The organism is Nocardia testacea NBRC 100365, from assembly GCF_000308775.1.
GTDB lineage: Bacteria > Actinomycetota > Actinomycetes > Mycobacteriales > Mycobacteriaceae > Nocardia > Nocardia testacea.
The window spans coordinates 14,368-30,378 of the sequence record NZ_BAGJ01000015.1 but is presented as its reverse complement, the minus strand read 5'-3'; the positions used below and the strand labels follow the sequence as shown (position 1 = coordinate 30,378).

The window sequence follows — 16,011 nt, the reverse complement described above, 5'->3', positions numbered from 1 at the left end:
CCCCCGCAAACTACACCGTCACCCGGGTGGCGGCGATGCGCGGCCGGGAGATCACCGAAAAAGGTATCGCCACCTTCCGGCGGGCGGCCGAGGCCGACGGCGCGGACAAATCCGGGCTGACCGCGCTCACCTACGCCACCATGGCCAATTTCGCGCTGGACGCCGCGATCGCGGTCGCGCTCGCCAACACCCTGTTCTTCGCCAGTGCGACCGCGGAGAGCAAAACGAAGGTCGCGCTGTATCTGCTGATCACGATCGCGCCGTTCGCGGTCATCGCGCCGCTCATCGGGCCGGCGCTGGACCGGCTCCAGCGCGGCCGGCGGCTGGCCCTGGCCAGTTCGTTCGCCGTGCGCGCGGTCCTCGCGGTGGTGCTGATCTTCAGCTTCGACAGCTGGGTGCTGTACCCGCTGGCGCTGTGCATGATGGTGCTCAGCAAATCGTTCGCGGTGCTCAAGAGCGCGGTGACTCCCAGAGTTCTGCCGCCCGATATCGACCTGGTGCGCACCAACTCCCGGCTGACCGTTTTCGGCCTGGTCGGCGGCACCCTGGGCGCCGGCGGCCTGGCCGGGGCCGTCGCGGCGATCGCGGGCTCGACCGGCGCCCTGATCCTGGCCACCGGTATCGCCGTGGGCGGTGCCTACCTGAGCTGGAAGATCCCGCGCTGGGTGGAGATCACCGAGGGCGAGGTACCGACCACCCTCGGCTACCACGCCCGCGCCGGGGACACCGAGGCGTACGACCCCGCCGACGAGGCCGCGATACCGGCTCGCAAACGCCGTCAGCCGCTCGGCCGCGCCGTGGTCACCGGACTGTGGGGTAACGGCAGCATCCGGGTGCTCACCGGATTCCTGACCTTCTACGTCGCGTTCGTGGCCAAGGCCACCGAACACCGTCCGGTGCAGCAGGCCGCGATGCTCGGGCTGGTCGGCGCGGCCGCCGCCGTCGGTAATTTCGCGGGCAACGCCACCGGGGCCCGGCTCCGGCTCGGCCGGCCTTCACTGATCGTGGTGAACTGCACGATCGGCTGCGCGGCCGTCGCCGTGCTCGCCGTGGTGATGGACAACCTGTTCGGCGCGGCGGTGGCCGCCCTGGTCGCCGCCGGGGCGAGCGCGCTGGCCAAAGTCTCGCTCGATGCCGCCATCCAGGATGATCTACCGCCCGAGTCGATCGCTTCCGGATTCGGCCGATCCGAAACCGTCCTGCAGCTCAGCTGGGTCATCGGGGGTGCGGGTGGCGTCCTGCTGCCGACCGACTACTGGAAGGGTTTTGCGGTGGTCAGTGCGGTACTGGTCGGCGGCCTCGTCCAGACTGTGCTGAGCTACCGCGGGTTCAGTCTGCTGCCCGGTCTCGGCGGTCGCCGACCGCTGCACGCCGAGCAGGAATTCCCGCACTACGACCCCCCACGAGGAGAAGCCGCCCGGTGAGTACGAACAAAGTCCGCACGATCCTCGCGCTGGCCCTGATCCTGCTGTTGGTGGCCGCGACCGCCGGGGTGGTCTGGTCGCTCGCGCGACATGCCGAACCGAAGGACCCCGAACTCACCGCCTACGCGCACGGCACCACCGTGACGGTACCGCCGTTCCGCTACTGCACGGTGCGGATGGAGGACTGCCGGCAGGGTGAGACCGTTTTCCTCGAGGTTCCGGCGGGCAATCCCCTGCAGATCTCACTGCCGGACGCCCTCGTGGACAGCCCCTGGGAACTGCTGCCGCTCTACGCCCGCGACAACGGTGAGATCGTCGAGCAGCCCAGCTCCTACCGGGACCATCCGGCCGGTACCCGGGCACTGACCGTCGACTCCCGTCCCGAATCGGGGCTGGAGCTGATCGGGGTGGAGTTGCAGGTGATGATCATCGCGATGGACGAGGCCGGTAACCAGTTCCCCGTCCCCCACGCGGTGTGGTCGATCAAGACCGCCTGATACGACAGCGGGCCGGCCGGAGATCCGGCCGGCCCGCGAAGTTCCGCGTGCGACGGGTCAGCGGTCGAGTTCCCGCGCGACCGCGCGCACCACTTCCGAGATCCGCTGGGCGGTCTTGCGATCCGGGTAGCGCCCCTTGCGCAGATCCGGCTGCACCTTGGCTTCGAGCAGCGTGATCATGTCCTCGACCATGCCGTGCAGTTCGTCGGGGCTGTGCTTCCGCGCGACGGGCTCCTTGCGGGCGTTGCGCTCCTGGTTCTGCCGTACCGAGGGGGGCGCCTCCACCAGTTTCAGGCTCAGTGCCTGCGGTCCGCGCCGCCCGGCCGCCATCCCGAATTCGACCCGCTGACCGGGCTTGAGCGTCTCGACGCCCTGGGGCAGCGCGGACGAGCGGACGTAGACGTCCTCACCCTCGTCCTGGGAAAGGAAGCCGAAGCCCTTTTCCACGTCGTACCACTTCACCTTGCCGGTCGGCACTGCGCTCACCCGTTCGTCTGTTCGGCGCCCGCCCCACCGGGCCCGGGCACACTCGTCTGCTGGAACCCGCTGATGGCAGGTCTTTCCCCTACTCGAAAAACGCGCCCCACAAGCATGCAGGACGCGAGATCGTTCCGAGTCTACCCCGGTGGGCACGGCCCCAGCACATCAGTTTTACCGTCGAACGGTGACGAATCCTGCCGATCCGCGGCCCTCCGGCCCCTCGTCCGGGCGCACCCCCGGCAACTGGTTGCTTCAGCTCGCGCTGGGCCTTTTCGCCCTCGGACTGCTGTCGGTGGTGGCGATCTTCCTCACCCCGATCCTCACCGACGGTGAGCCGGGCCTCTGGTTGTACCTGGGCGCCATGCTGGCTCCTGTCGGCTTCGTGGCGGCGTTGATCTTCGCGCTGCGCTCGGGCCGCAGATCCAGGTGACAAGTGTCCAGTACCCGGCCCGGCCGCGACTCAAGCGTTATGTGATGATAATCACATAACGGCATGATAACGGCGCCGCGTGTCCTACGGCGAATACCCGGCACAGTCCCACTAGCTGCGCAGAGTCGCCGGCGCGCGGTCGTGACCGCTCCGCAACCCATCCGCACACGCCGGTTACCAAATAGTGATTTTTCGGCGGGAACGTCGTACCGTCTACCCCAGCCGGGCAATCCGGCCCACCGGCCCGCCGCACCGAACCTCGCCCCGCGGGTACCGGAACCCAACGGAAACCACAGGGGCGAGGGCGGGACGGGCACCCTCTCAGCCTGGACCCGAGCGAAGACCTCGCAGGTGCGTACGAGAGGAAGACGAACCCGAATGAGTGGACGCCATCGCAAGCCCACCAATACCGGTCGCACTGTGGCCAAGGTTGCCGTCACCGGCGCCATGATCAGCGGTGCGGGTGTAGCCCTCGCCGGTACAGCCAGCGCGGCACCCGACTCCGACTGGGATCGACTCGCGCAGTGCGAGGCCGGCGGCAACTGGGCCATCAACACCGGCAACGGCTATCACGGCGGACTGCAGTTCTCGCAGAGCACCTGGCAGGCCAACGGCGGCGGCGAATACGCCTCCACCGCCAACCAGGCCAGCCGCGAAGAGCAGATCGTGGTCGCCGAGCGCGTGCTCGCCTCGCAGGGCTGGGGCGCCTGGCCCTCCTGCTCCTCCTCGCTGGGCCTGAGCAGCGGCTCGACCCCGCGCGAAACCCCGGCCGACACTCCGGCCGTCCAGACCGATACCCCCGCCCCGCAGAACCAGGCCGCTCCGCAGCAGGCCCAGGCTCCGGCGCAGGCCCCCACGCAGACCCAGGAGGTCTACACCGCCGTGGACCGCGCGCTGGCCGCCGTGCAGGCGCAGGGCGTACAGGTCCCGCAGCCCGCGCTGGATCTGTTCGAGGCCGTCAAGGCCGGCAACCCGCAGCTGGACCCGGGCCTGCTCGGCGTCTTCGAGGCCAACAAGGGCCTGCTGCCCTCCTGATCGGGCACCCCGGCTACGAAAGAACCCCGCTCCACCATCAGGTGACGCGGGGTTCTTTCGTTCGTCCGCTCAGCGGTTGATCACTGTGTGCGGGTGCAGATACGGCAGCTGATCGGCAGCCACCGGGAACTCGGTGTCCTCGCCGAAAGGCGAGAGGTTACCGGAGCGGGACGACGACAGCTCGGTGACCGCGTGCTCACCGTCGGCCACCTCGGGCCAGCCGTTGTCGATGTAGGGTTTCTTCGATTTGTTCACCACCCCCTCATTCTGGCATGTCCCTGTCGCGGGACCGCATGTCAACCGCCTCGGTGACATCCGCCGCACGCGCGGACCGACGAACCCTGCCGAACGCCGGGGAGTCACCGAACCGCGCCCCACCGAACCCGCCGTGCCCGGCTAGTCTGGACCGGATGACCGGCCAAGACTCGTTCACCGCCTGGCTCGGCGCCCGAACCGACGCGCAGTTGGTGGCACTGCTGGAACGTCGGCCCGATCTCGCGGTACCGCTACCGTCCTCCATGGCGGTGCTCGCCGCGCGCGCCGAACAGCGCGCTTCGGTACTGCGCGCCGCCGACGATCTCGGCACCGTGCCCTTCGCGGTCGTGGAAGTGCTGGCCCTGCACACCGCGAGCGGCGGCGATCCGATGACCCGCACCGAACTCAAACGCGCACTGCGGGCCCGCGCCAAAGCCGCGACGGTGGACGCGGCCGTCACCGAACTCGCCGATCGGGCACTGCTCTGGTTCGACGGCGACCGCATCCGACTGGTACCCGCTGTCGCCGAGGCGCTGCCGTGGCCGTTGGGCAGCGGAGCGGATTCCGCTGAGCCGCTGTCCGAACCGGAGATCGCGGCCGCGCTCACCGGCCTTCCGGAGGCCGAGCGCGCGCTCCTGGACAAACTCGCCGAGACCGGACCGCGCGGGCGCACCCGCGATGCCGCCCCGGACGCGCCCGCCGACCGTCCGGTACCCAGGCTGCTGGCCGCGCGACTGCTCCGCCGAATCGACGACGAGACCGTGGAACTACCGGCCGCCGTGGGCCAGTTGTTGCGCGGCGAACCGGTCACCGACCCGTACCGGCTGACCGAACCCGAGCCCCGGGCGATTCCACACCCGCCGAGTGAGGTCGACGGGGTCGGCGCGGGAGAGGTCGGGGAACTGCTCCGGCATTGCGCCGCGATCCTCGAAGTGCTGGGCCAACTGCCCGCACCGGCACTGCGCGCGGGCGGTCTCGGCGTGCGGGAGCTGCGCCGGATAGCCAAGGCGGCCGGTATCGACGAGACCCGGGCGGGCCTGCTCGTGGAACTGCTGGCGGCGGCGAAACTGATCGAGAAGGGCTTCCCCGATCCACCGCCGGAGGCCGACGCCGACGATTTCTGGGCGCCGACCCCGGCCGCGGATTCCTGGCTGGAAGCGCCGTCGGCCCGGCGCTGGGTCCCGCTCGCACACGCCTGGCTGGAACTGGACCGGTATCCGTGGATGATCGGTCTGCGCGATGCCGCGGACAAGCCGCTGGCCGCGCTCGCACACGAACTGCGGGTGCCGTACGCCGTTCGGGACCGGCGGATCGTGCTCGAGGCACTCGCCGAGCAACCTCCCGGCACCGAACTCGAACCCGGCGGACTCGCGCGGCTGCTGGCCTGGCGTACCCCGCGGCGCCGCCGACATTTCCGCCGCCAAGTGGTCGACAACACACTGTACGAGGCCGCCGCGCTCGGCATGGTGGGCCGGGGCGCGCTCACCGGCGCGGCGCGCAAGCTGCTGACCGATACCCTCGCGGCCGCCGAGGCCGCCCTGGAGGCCGCTCTCCCCGAGCCGGTGGACCATGTGCTGGTCCAGGCCGACCTGACCGTGGTGGCGCCCGGACCGCTGACCGCCGATCTGCAACGCCGGATCGAATTGGTCGCCGATGTGGAATCGGCGGGTGCGGCCACTGTCTACCGGATCGGGGAATCCACCCTGCGCCGTGCGCTCGACGCCGGTCTCACCGCCGCCGAGTTGCACCATCTCTTCGGCCGGCATTCCCGGACCCCGGTTCCGCAGACACTCACCTACCTGATCGACGATGTGGCGCGGCGGCACGGCCGGTTGCGGGCCGGAATGGCGCAGTCGTTCGTCCGCAGCGAGGATCCGGCACTGCTGGCGCAGGTGCTGGCCTCCCCGGTTGCCGAGGCCCTGGCCCTGCGCGGTATCGCACCGACGGTGGCGATATCGCAGGCGCCGCTGGGCGAATTGTTCGAGGAACTGCGCCGGGCGGGTTTCGCTCTCGCGGGCGAGGACGCCTCCGGCGCCATCGTGGACCTGCGTCAGCGTGGGGCGCGGATCAGTGTGCGCCCGCTGGCCCGGCAACCGTACCGGCCGACCCCGCCGACGACCGAGCAACTGGAACTGCTGGTCACCGAACTACGCGCCGGCGAGCGCGCCGCGACCGCCACCTCCGGGCAAGCGGTGCGCAGCGACGGCACCCGCACCAGTACGGCCGCGGCCCTGGCGCTGCTGCAGCTGGCCGCGCGGGTGCGGCGGCCGGTCCACATCGGCTATGTCGACGCCAAGGGCACCGCGATCCAGCGGGTCGTCGAGCCGGTACGTGTCGGCAACGGGCAGCTGGACGCACTGGATCCGGTCACCGGCACGGTCCGTCAGTTCACCCTGCATCGGATCTCGTCGGTCGCACTGCTCGAATAGCTGTGCCGCCCAGGCGCTCAGTCGCGCAGTGATCCCGGGTAGAGGTACTGCTCGGGCGGCGGCGTGGTACCGCGTAACCAGGCGTCGAAGAACCCGGTGAGATCGGCCGGCGATTTGGATTGGACGAAGGCACGGAAATCCCGCATCGAGGCATTGCCGTAGGCGTGGACCGTCACGAATTCCCGCAGCGCCGCGAAGAAGGCCGCGTCTCCCAGCTGTTTCCGCAACGCGTGCATGAAGAGGGGGCCTCGGTAATACACCGAGGTGAACATGTTCTCCGCACCCGGATCCTCCAGCGGAACGGCCCAGAATTTCGGCTTACCCAGCATCTCCCGGACCGTCTTACGATATTCGGCGTCCACATCGGCGCCTTCGGTCCGCTCGGGCCACAGATAGTCGGCGGTATAGCTGGCGATGCATTCGTTGAGACAGATATCGGACCAACTCTGCACCGAAACCGAATCGCCCCACCACTGGTGAGCGGTCTCGTGCACCACGGTGTTCAGGTCCGCCCAGGCCGCGTAGGTGGGCCTGGTCTGGGTTTCCAGGGAGAACGGGATGTCGACGGACAGGAAGATACCGCCGCCGGTGTCGAACGGATACGGACCGTAGAGGCTCTCGGTGAAATCGAGCACCTGCGGCAGTTTCTCCTCGTATTGCCGCGAACCCTCGGCACCCGGGGCGAACGCGCTGAGCAGCGGCGTGCCATTCGCGCGGCGCTGCTCCAGATAGTCGAAACGATCGATGGCGACAGTCGTGAGATAGCCGATCACCGGATGCCGCTGCTCCCAGCTCACGGTGCGGAATCCGTCGCGCACCTCGTCGCGCGTGCGTACTCCGCCCGAGACCACCTCCCATTCCGCGGGCACGGTCGTATGCAGCGTGAAAGTCGCCTTGTCCCGCGGGGAATCGTTGAGCGGATACCAGGTGGACGCCGAATGCGGTTGCCCCGCGGCGAAAACGCCACCGGTGGGGGCGTAGGTCCAGCCCTCGCCGCGGGTATCGGGTGCGGTACCCGCGTAGTCGACGGTGACGGTGAAGGGCAGACCGGGCAGCAGCGGCAGGGCCGGACGCACGATCAGCTCGTGCGGCTTCTGCCATTCGAAGCCGGCCGGCGTGTTGTTCACCCGTACGGCGCGCACCGGGGGCCCGCTGTAATCGAGGTTGAACGCGGTCAGCGGCTGGGTGGCGGCCGCGTCGATCCGGGTGGATCCGGTGAGCTGATGATCGGCCGGATCATAGCCGAGGGTCACGTCGTAGTGCGCGACGTCGTAACCGCCGTTCCCGTCCCGCGGGAAGTAGGGGTCGCCCAGACCCTCCGATCCCGCCAGCGACGCGGTCGGCGCCTGGGCCGTGGCCGGCACCGACGCCGGGCCCGCCAGCACAATCACCCCGGCGATCAGCCAGCGGCCGAGCCTCATGCGTTTTCCACCTTCCGTGATCGAGTCGTGTTCCCCGGGTGACCCCGCCCGAGGACGTTAGTCGCATTCGGCCCCGGATTCCGGTACCCCGGAAAACACGGCGCGCGAGCGCTTCCCGGCACGCGGTCGGCGGATATCCGGGGCGCGCGGTCAGCGGATATCCCGCGCCGATCAGGCGCCGAGGCCCTCCGGTAGCCGGCCGGGATCGAGCAGCAACCGCTTGGCCGCACTGCGCTGCACCTCATCCGCGAGTGCGAGATTGTCGGTGAGCAGCCGCCATTCCTTCTCGGCGATCGCCGCGCGCGCCCGCTCGATGACCGCGGTATCGGCGGTACCCCAGGCGATCGGCATCGTCTCGACCGGGAGCCAGCGCTCGCCGATCGAACGGGTTGTCCGGTCGCCGCGCACCGCGACGGCCGGAACGCGCTCCCCCTCGGCTACTCGATGCCCCGGCAGATGACGCACCTTCTTGGTGATCAGCGCGTACCGCTGCTCACCGGAATCGCGTCGAGCCAGATTGACCAGGGCCAGCAGCACGGCACCGCGCGCCTGGACCCGTGAGACCACCGCCGGTACCAGTTCGCCCTCGGCGTAGAGGCGGTCGATCCCCGCCCGGCGCGGCGCCCACAGCGCCACCCACAGCGCCGTGGCCGCCCCCAGCGCACCGGCCAGGGCCAGCGGATAGGACCAGGGATGCCCCAGCCGGACCAGATAGGCGGTGGCGGCCGCCGCGGCGAGGGCGGCGAGCACCGCGGACACCCGCACTCGGCGGCGTCCGGCGACTACTCCGTTGACCGCGTGGGCGTGCCGGCGGTCCACCGCGAATTCGAAGCGTCGCACGTCGCCATTCCTAACACAATTCGTCGAGTTCGGAACGCACTTATTGTTCGCCGGGTCCGATGGCGGGGCCCAGCAGGTCGTCGGCATCCGTTATGCGATAGGCATACCCCTGCTCGGCGAGGAAACGCTGCCGATGCGCGGCATAATCCGCGTCCAGAGTGTCGCGGGCCACCACCGAATAGAAATGGGCCTGACCGCCGTCCTGTTTGGGTCGCAACAGCCGGCCCAGCCGCTGGGCCTCTTCCTGGCGCGAACCGAAGGTCCCCGAGACCTGCACCGCCACCGACGCCTCCGGTAGATCGATGGAGAAGTTCGCGACCTTGCTGACCACCAGTACGGGGATCTCGCCGCGGCGGAATGCGTCGAACAGGGCTTCACGTTCCTTGTTCTTCGTCGACCCCTGGATCACCGGTGCGTCCAGGGCCGCGCCCAACTCCTCCAGCTGGTCCAGATACGCCCCGATGACGAGGGTGGGCGCCCCGCGATGCCGGGCCAGGATGGATTCCACCACCGCGATCTTGGTGTGCGCGGTGGAACACAGCTTGTAGCGCTCCTCGGGTTCGGCGGTCGCGTAGGCCATCCGCTCGGCATCGGTCAGCGTGACCCGGACCTCGATACAGTCGGCCGGGGCGATCCAGCCCTGGGCTTCGATATCCTTCCACGGCGCGTCGTAGCGTTTGGGGCCGATCAGCGAGAAGACATCGCCCTCCCGGCCGTCCTCCCGGACCAGTGTCGCGGTGAGACCCAGACGGCGCCGTGACTGCAGATCGGCGGTCATCCGGAACACGGGGGCCGGCAGCAGATGCACCTCGTCGTAGATCACCAGGCCCCAATCCCGGCTGTCGAAGAGTTCCAGATGCTTGTACTCACCCTTCGATTTACGGGTGATCACCTGGTAGGTGGCGATGGTGACCGGCCGGATCTCCTTGCGCTCCCCGGAGTACTCACCGATCTCCTCGTCGGTGAGCGAAGTACGCGCGAGCAACTCCCGCCGCCACTGGCGGCCGGCGACGGTGTTGGTCACCAGGATGAGTGTGGTGGCCTTGGCGCGTGCCATCGCGGCGGCGCCCACCATCGTCTTGCCGGCGCCGCACGGCAGCACAACCACACCGGACCCGCCCGCCCAGAACGAATCGGCGGCCATCTCCTGGTAGTCGCGCAACTGCCAGCTCGCGCCGTGGAAGTTCAGGTCGATCGGGTGGGCCTCACCGTCGACGTAACCCGCCAGGTCCTCGGCGGGCCAGCCGATCTTGAGCAACTGCTGTTTGATGTGCCCGCGCTCGGACGGGTGCACCGCCACCGTGTCCTCGTCGATACGTTCGCCGAGCATGGGGGCGATCTTCTTGTGCCGGAGCACCTCGGCCAGTACCGCACGGTCCAGGCTGACCAGGGTCAGGCCGTGCGCCGGGTGTTTGACCAGCTGCAATCGCCCGTAGCGGGCCATCGTCTCGACGATATCGACCAGCAGCGGCTGGGGCACCGGGAACCGGGAGTGCCCGACCAGCGCGTCCACCACCTGCTCCGCGTCGTGCCCCGCGGCCCGCGCGTTCCACAGGGCCAGCGGCGTGACCCGGTAGGTGTGCACATGTTCGGGCGCCCGCTCCAGCTCGGCGAACGGGGCGATCGCCTGGCGCGCCACATCCGCGAGTTCGTGATCGACCTCCAACAGCACTGTCTTATCGCTCTGCACGATCAGCGGCCCGTCTGCCACGGGACCTCCTCACCTCGGCTTCCACCATTGTCCCCGAACCCACCGACAGCGCACCGAGCGGTGATGCCGGCCACGTCCACACCCGGCCGGCACAACCAGTGGGTGCCAACTGGACCGAGACAACCCCACCTGCACCAGGCCAGTATCGAAGCCATGATCGAAATCGCGGCCGCGGCCGGGGTGGCGGTGGCCGCGCTCGGCCTGGTGCTCACCCCCGGCCCCAACATGATGTACCTGGTTTCCCGCACGATTTCGCAGGGCCGGCGGGCCGGCATGATCTCGCTGACCGGGGTCGCCGCCGGTTTCGGCGTCTACCTGACTGCCGCCGCGACCGGTATCACCGCGGTTTTCGCCCTGGTACCAGCACTGTATACGGCGCTGAAGGCGGCCGGCGCGGCCTACCTGCTGTGGCTGGCCTGGCAGGCGATCAGGCCGGGCGCGGTATCGGTCTTCACCCCCGAACCACTCCCCCGGGACCCCGGCCGGAAGCTGTTCACCATGGGGCTGGTGACCAATCTGCTGAACCCCAAGATCGCCGTCATGTACCTGGCGTTGATTCCGCAGTTCGTGGCGCCCGGCGCCGGGCCGGTATGGGCCCAGAGCCTGTGCCTCGGCGCGGTGCAGATCACCGTCGCGCTGGCCGTGAACGCATTGATCGTGTGCACCGCGGGCACGGTCGCCGGGTTCCTGAGCGGGCGGCCGCTGTGGTTGCGCCTCCAGCGGCTCCTGATGGGTTCGGTGCTGGGCGCCATGGCGGCGCTACTGCTCACCGACCGGACCCGGCCGGCCGCGGCCTGAGCGGTCCGGTCAGCGCAACCGGACCCCGCGCAGTTTCGCCGGATTGGCATGGTCGTAAGCGCCCTGAATCACGCCGTCCACCACTGTGAATCCCATGATCCGCGACGGGAAACCCGGATGGTCGCCGTCGCCGGGGCGGCCGTGGACCAGGACGCCGAGCTGGCCGTTGACCCGGACGAACTCCATATCCTCGGCCACGAAATCGACGCCCGGGCGGTCCAATCCGTAGCGGCGGATGAGCCCGAGGAACAGCCGGGCGACCTTGTCCGGCCCGTGGATGACATTGCGCGCGGTCTGAGTGGTGCCGCCCGCATCGCCGATCATCTTCGCGTCCGGATGCAGTACCGCCGCCACCGCCCGGGCATCACCGGTACCCAGCGCCACCAGCAACTTCTGCACGGCCGCCTCGTGCTCGCCGTCGGCGGCGGCCGGTGGGGTCTGTTCGCGTACGACCTTGCGCGCGCGGGCGGCCAGCTGCCGGGTCGCCTCCGGGGTGATGTCGAGGATGTCCGCGATTTCGGCGTAGGGCACCTGCAGGCCCTCGTGCAGGACGAAGGCCACGCGCTGCGGCGGCGTGAGCTGATCGAGTACCACCAGCGCGGCCATCCGGAACTCCTGACGCTGCACCACGGCGGCGAGCGGGTCCGGCCCCGGCGCACCGGTCAGCGGACTCACCACCGGCTCGGGGAGCCACTGTCCCACATAGCTTTCCCGGCGCACCGCGGCGCTGCGCAAGCGGTCCAGGCAGAGCCGGGAGACCACGGTCGTCAACCAGGCGCGCAGGTCCTCGATCTCCGACTGCGAGGTGCCGGCCAGGCGCAACCAGCTCTCCTGGACCGCGTCCTCGGCATCGGCCACACTGCCGGTCAGCCGGTAGGCCACCGCCAGCAGATGGCCCCGATGGGACTCGAAGAGATCGGCGAGAAGCGTGGCTACCACCGCCGGAATTCTACGGAGCCCCGCCGCCCGGCCGGGCGGCGGCCCGGCCCGTGAATTCGGGTGCCGGAAGCTGTTCGAGCTGCCACCATCGACGGGGTGGAGGAGCGCACACTGACCGACGGGACCGTCTGGCTGAGCCGGCCGATGGAATCCGATATCGAGGCGGTCGTCGAATGCTGCCAGGACCCGGCGATCGCCGAATGGGTCACCGTCCCGGTGCCCTACGGACGCGCCGATGCCGAGTACTTCGTCCGCACCAGGTCCGCCGAGGGCTGGGCCGGTAGCAGCCCCACTTGGGCGATCCGCCTGAGCGAGCACGGCCGTCTCATCGGCACATTGGGTCTGGGTGTGCGGCCACAGGACGAAGGCTCCGCCGAAATCGGGTACTGGCTCGCGGCCGAACACCGCCGCCAGGGGCTGATATCGCGGGCGATCACGCTGGCGTGCGACTTCGGTTTCGCCCCGGACGGAATGGGCCTCACCCGTATCCAATGGCGCGCTTTCGTGGGTAATCACGCCTCCGCCGCCGCGGCCCGTAAGCAGGGTTTCCGCTACGAGGGGCTGGCCCGGCTGGGCAGCGTGCTCCGCGGGAGTCGCCGGGACCACTGGATGGCCGCCCGCCTGAACACCGATCCGCCCGGCCCGGCGGACGGCTGGCCGACCGGCGTCTGAGCCGCGGGATTTCGTCGTATCCGGCGGCAGCGCCCGGATATGCGGGGCCGGCGGCCCGGCCGCCCGCGCCGCGGACTCGTGGTCCGTACGGCGCGGCGACCGGATCGTCAGCGCCCGCGGCGCTGTGCGACGGCGTCGGCCAAACGGTCGAGCTGGGCGGCGGTGGTTTCCCAGTCCATGCAGGCGTCGGTGATGGACTGACCGTAGGTGAGATCGGCGGACCGGCCCAGGGTGAGGTCCTGCCGGCCCTCGACGAGGAAGCTCTCCAGCATCACGCCGACCACACCCGGCTCGCCCGCGGCCAGCCGCTCGGCGATATCGGCGACCACGATGGGCTGACGCCGGTGATCCTTGTTGCTGTTGCCGTGGCTGGCGTCGACCACGATCCGCTGCGGCAGCTTCGACTTCTCCAGCCGCGCGCAGGCGTCGGCCACCGAGGCCGCGTCGTAGTTGGTGCCGTTGGATCCACCGCGCAGGATGACGTGGCAGTCCTCGTTGCCCGCCGTCTGGATCAACGCGGCCCGGCCGTCGAGATCGGTACCCGGGAACACATGGCTGGCCGCGGCCGCCCGAACCCCGTCCACGGCGACCTGCACATCGCCGTCGGTCCCGTTCTTGATCCCGACCGGCATGGACAGGGCACTGCTCAGCTGCCGGTGCACCTGGCTGGCCGCGGTGCGCGCGCCGATCGCGCCGTAGGAGACCAGATCCGAGATGTACTGCGGGGTGATGGGGTCGAGGAACTCGCAGGCCACCGGTAGACCCAGCGCGGTGATGTCGAGCAGCAGCTGACGGCCGATCCCCAGCCCGGTGTTGACGTCGAAGCTGCCGTTGAGATGCGGATCGTTGATCAGCCCTTTCCAGCCCAGCGTGGTGCGCGGCTTCTCGAAGTAGACCCGCATGACCAGGTGCAGCCGATCGGAGAGTTCCGCCGACGCGGCGGCCAGCCGCCGGGCGTAGTCGAGCGCGGCGACCGGGTCGTGCACCGAGCACGGGCCGACCACGACCATGAGGCGGTCGTCCAGCCCGTCGAGGACCTCGACGGTGGACTTGCGCCCGGCTCGTACAGTCGCGGCGTGGTCGTCGGTGATGGCGTGGACCCGGCGCACCTCGGCCGGGGAACGCAGCGGACTGACACTGAGAGTGCGCTGATCGTCCAGATCGGAATGATGGGCGTCGATATCGACTGCGGTTGTCATCGCGGGTGGTGTCCTTCTCGTTCGGGCCGACCCACGGAAATATTCACCCGTCGAGCCGGTCGTCATCCGGCTCGGGGAACTGGTCAGCGCGCGTGGTAGCCGCAGACCGACCCACCCCGGGCCGGCTTGCTAAACCAGAAATACACGCGCTGCACGATTGGTCACGGTACCAGCGGTCGACCACGGATGCGGATGCCGGGGCGGAATCGCCGGAAAGAAAGTGATGCTTGACACATTCCGCCCCGGCGCCGGATCAGAACTGGCCGGGCTCGTAGCTTCCGGCCGGGGTGTGGGCGATGGCATTGAGCCGGTTCCACGCGTTGATGGTGGCGACGGCGACGAGCAGGCCACCGATCTGGTCGTCGTCGTAGTGCTTGCGCACCCGCTGCCAGGTCTCCTCGCTCACTCCGCCGCCGTCGGCCAGGCGGGTTCCCGCCTCGGTGAGTTCGAGCGCGGCCCGCTCGGCCTCGGTGAAGACCGTGGCCTCCCGCCAGGCGGCGACCAGGTTGATCCGCAGCGCGGATTCCCCGGCGTGCAACGCGTCCTTGGTATGCATATCCAGGCACATCGCGCAGCCGTTGATCTGGCTGGCCCGGATCTTCACCAACTCGTAGGTGGCGGCGGGCAGACCTGAACTCTCGGCCACCTTCCCGGCGGTGACCAGCCGCTTGACGTAGCTCGCGGTGACCTTGTTCTCGAAGAGATTCACACGGGGTTCCATGTCCGGATTCCTTTCGTTCCTGCCTTTTCACAGAGACGACGACGCACCGGTCCCGGGTGTGACATCCCGCGGTGCGCACCGCGGGACGGCGGCCGGTCAGGCCGAGAAATCGAACTTCACGTCGGTCAGGCGTTCGGAGAGTTCCCATAGCGAACGCGCGGTGAGCTGGTCCTTGGCCCGCTTCGAGCATCCCGAACGACCGGGGTGGCCGCGCATCCCGCCCAGACCGGTCGGCCCGTAGTAGGCGCCCGGCTCGACGGGCGCGGTGGCGGCGAAGAGTTCCGGTAGCGCTCCCATCTCCGCGCTCTGCGCGAACACCTTGTTACCGATGTTCATCACCGAGTCGAGCACGGTCTCGGTATGGGACTGCAGTTCGGTGGCGGCATAGCCGGGGTGGGCCGCCAGCGACAGCTTCGCCGATCCGGCCGCGGTGAGCCGGCGCTGCAGTTCGAAGGCGAACAGCAGATTCGCCAGCTTCGACTGGCCGTACGCCGACCAGCGCTTGTAGGGACGCCGCTCCCAGTTGAGATCCCCGAGGTCGATGGCTCCGGCCACGTGGGCTCCGCTGGACAGGGTGACCACCCGCTCACCGATCTTGCCGAGCAGCAGGCCGGTGAGGGCGAAATGGCCGAGATGGTTGGTACCGATCTGCATCTCGAAACCGTCGGCGGTACGCCGCAGCGGTACCGCCATCACGCCGGCATTGTTGATCAGGACATCCGCGCTCTCCACTCCGGCGGCGAACTCCCGGACCGAGGACAGATCGGCCAGATCCAGCTGCCGGACCTGCGCCCGCTCACCGATCTCGTCGGCGACGGCCTGCCCTTTGCCCACATTCCGGCAGGCCAGGATCACCTGCGCCCCGGCCCCGGCCAGGGCCCGCGCGGCGACCGCGCCGAGTCCGCTGTTCGCCCCGGTGATGATGACGGTTCGACCCTGCTGATCGGGGATGTCCCCGACGCCCCAACCACTCATGGGGCGAGTCTAATGCGCGACGGGGATATGCACCGGGCGCGACGGACCGGGTATCGCATACCGGATCCGGGGCGCCCGCTCACCGCCGGGACCTGCGCGGTAGCGACCCACCCTTTCCAAACGATATAGGGTTGCCTAACCTATCAATGGACCGGAAACCGCGCCGCACACGCTCCCGCGTCCCT

General features: G+C 69.4%; 16 protein-coding genes. 7 read left to right on the top strand and 9 right to left on the bottom strand.

Features of this window, described 5'->3' with window-relative positions:
- A partial coding sequence (locus tag ON38_RS02955) for an MFS transporter (protein WP_051164302.1) occupies positions 1-1,424 on the top strand: 1,424 nt, incomplete at its 5' end.
- Entirely contained in the window at positions 1,421-1,921 is a 501-nt protein-coding gene (locus ON38_RS02950; RefSeq protein ID WP_039822145.1) for a DUF2771 domain-containing protein, read from the top strand. The genes ON38_RS02955 and ON38_RS02950, both read left to right, overlap by 4 nt.
- A 57-nt stretch (positions 1,922-1,978) precedes the next feature.
- On the opposite strand, the gene ON38_RS02945 is transcribed toward ON38_RS02950, so the two are convergent.
- Positions 1,979-2,398, bottom strand: coding sequence for a cold-shock protein (locus ON38_RS02945; RefSeq protein ID WP_039822144.1), 420 nt, complete (start codon positions 2,396-2,398; stop codon positions 1,979-1,981).
- 187 nt (positions 2,399-2,585) lie between these two features.
- Between ON38_RS02945 and ON38_RS02940 the strand changes: the two genes are divergently transcribed.
- Both ON38_RS02940 and ON38_RS02935 read left to right on the top strand, forming a co-directional pair.
- A complete protein-coding gene (locus ON38_RS02940; protein ID WP_039822143.1) occupies positions 2,586-2,831 on the top strand; it encodes a hypothetical protein in 246 nt (81 codons plus the stop codon).
- Positions 2,832-3,209: 378 nt separating this feature from the next.
- Positions 3,210-3,866, top strand: coding sequence for a transglycosylase family protein (locus tag ON38_RS02935; RefSeq protein WP_039822142.1), 657 nt, complete (start codon positions 3,210-3,212; stop codon positions 3,864-3,866).
- A gap of 69 nt (positions 3,867-3,935) precedes the next feature.
- Here the strand turns inward: ON38_RS02935 and ON38_RS02930 are convergent, their stop codons facing one another.
- Positions 3,936-4,124: a hypothetical protein gene (locus ON38_RS02930; RefSeq protein WP_039822140.1), complete on the bottom strand. Its 189-nt coding sequence runs from the start codon at positions 4,122-4,124 to the stop codon at positions 3,936-3,938.
- A gap of 152 nt (positions 4,125-4,276) precedes the next feature.
- On the opposite strand from ON38_RS02930, the gene ON38_RS02925 reads away from it, so the two are divergent.
- Positions 4,277-6,550: a helicase-associated domain-containing protein gene (locus ON38_RS02925; RefSeq protein ID WP_039822139.1), complete on the top strand. Its 2,274-nt coding sequence runs from the start codon at positions 4,277-4,279 to the stop codon at positions 6,548-6,550.
- 17 nt (positions 6,551-6,567) lie between these two features.
- Here the strand turns inward: ON38_RS02925 and ON38_RS02920 are convergent, their stop codons facing one another.
- The 3 genes from ON38_RS02920 to ON38_RS02910 form a co-directional block, all read right to left on the bottom strand.
- Complete coding sequence (locus tag ON38_RS02920; RefSeq protein WP_039822136.1) at positions 6,568-7,971, bottom strand: M1 family metallopeptidase; 1,404 nt, start codon at positions 7,969-7,971, stop codon at positions 6,568-6,570.
- Positions 7,972-8,142: 171 nt separating this feature from the next.
- A complete protein-coding gene (locus ON38_RS02915; protein WP_039822135.1) occupies positions 8,143-8,811 on the bottom strand; it encodes a DUF3239 domain-containing protein in 669 nt (222 codons plus the stop codon).
- Positions 8,812-8,851: 40 nt separating this feature from the next.
- On the bottom strand, positions 8,852-10,522 hold the full coding sequence (locus tag ON38_RS02910; protein ID WP_039822134.1) for a DNA repair helicase XPB: 1,671 nt from the start codon (positions 10,520-10,522) through the stop codon (positions 8,852-8,854).
- 153 nt (positions 10,523-10,675) lie between these two features.
- Here ON38_RS02910 and ON38_RS02905 point away from each other — a divergent pair, with 153 nt between their 5' ends.
- The gene (locus ON38_RS02905; RefSeq protein ID WP_039822132.1) at positions 10,676-11,320 is read left to right on the top strand and encodes a LysE family translocator; all 645 of its coding nucleotides are present in this window, start codon (positions 10,676-10,678) and stop codon (positions 11,318-11,320) included.
- A gap of 9 nt (positions 11,321-11,329) precedes the next feature.
- On the opposite strand, the gene ON38_RS02900 is transcribed toward ON38_RS02905, so the two are convergent.
- Positions 11,330-12,259 (bottom strand): sigma-70 family RNA polymerase sigma factor, encoded by a 930-nt coding sequence (locus tag ON38_RS02900; protein ID WP_039822131.1) that lies wholly within the window; start codon positions 12,257-12,259, stop codon positions 11,330-11,332.
- A gap of 96 nt (positions 12,260-12,355) precedes the next feature.
- On the opposite strand from ON38_RS02900, the gene ON38_RS02895 reads away from it, so the two are divergent.
- The gene (locus tag ON38_RS02895) at positions 12,356-12,931 is read left to right on the top strand and encodes a GNAT family N-acetyltransferase (RefSeq protein ID WP_039822129.1); all 576 of its coding nucleotides are present in this window, start codon (positions 12,356-12,358) and stop codon (positions 12,929-12,931) included.
- 107 nt (positions 12,932-13,038) lie between these two features.
- Here ON38_RS02895 and ON38_RS02890 read toward each other — a convergent pair whose 3' ends face one another.
- The 3 genes from ON38_RS02890 to ON38_RS02880 all read right to left on the bottom strand — a co-directional run bounded on the left by ON38_RS02890 (position 13,039) and on the right by ON38_RS02880 (position 15,826).
- Positions 13,039-14,130, bottom strand: coding sequence for a 3-deoxy-7-phosphoheptulonate synthase (locus ON38_RS02890; protein WP_039822128.1), 1,092 nt, complete (start codon positions 14,128-14,130; stop codon positions 13,039-13,041).
- 253 nt (positions 14,131-14,383) lie between these two features.
- On the bottom strand, positions 14,384-14,851 hold the full coding sequence (locus ON38_RS02885; protein ID WP_039822126.1) for a carboxymuconolactone decarboxylase family protein: 468 nt from the start codon (positions 14,849-14,851) through the stop codon (positions 14,384-14,386).
- A gap of 96 nt (positions 14,852-14,947) precedes the next feature.
- Positions 14,948-15,826 (bottom strand): oxidoreductase, encoded by an 879-nt coding sequence (locus ON38_RS02880; protein ID WP_039822124.1) that lies wholly within the window; start codon positions 15,824-15,826, stop codon positions 14,948-14,950.
- Positions 15,827-16,011: the final 185 nt, after the last annotated feature.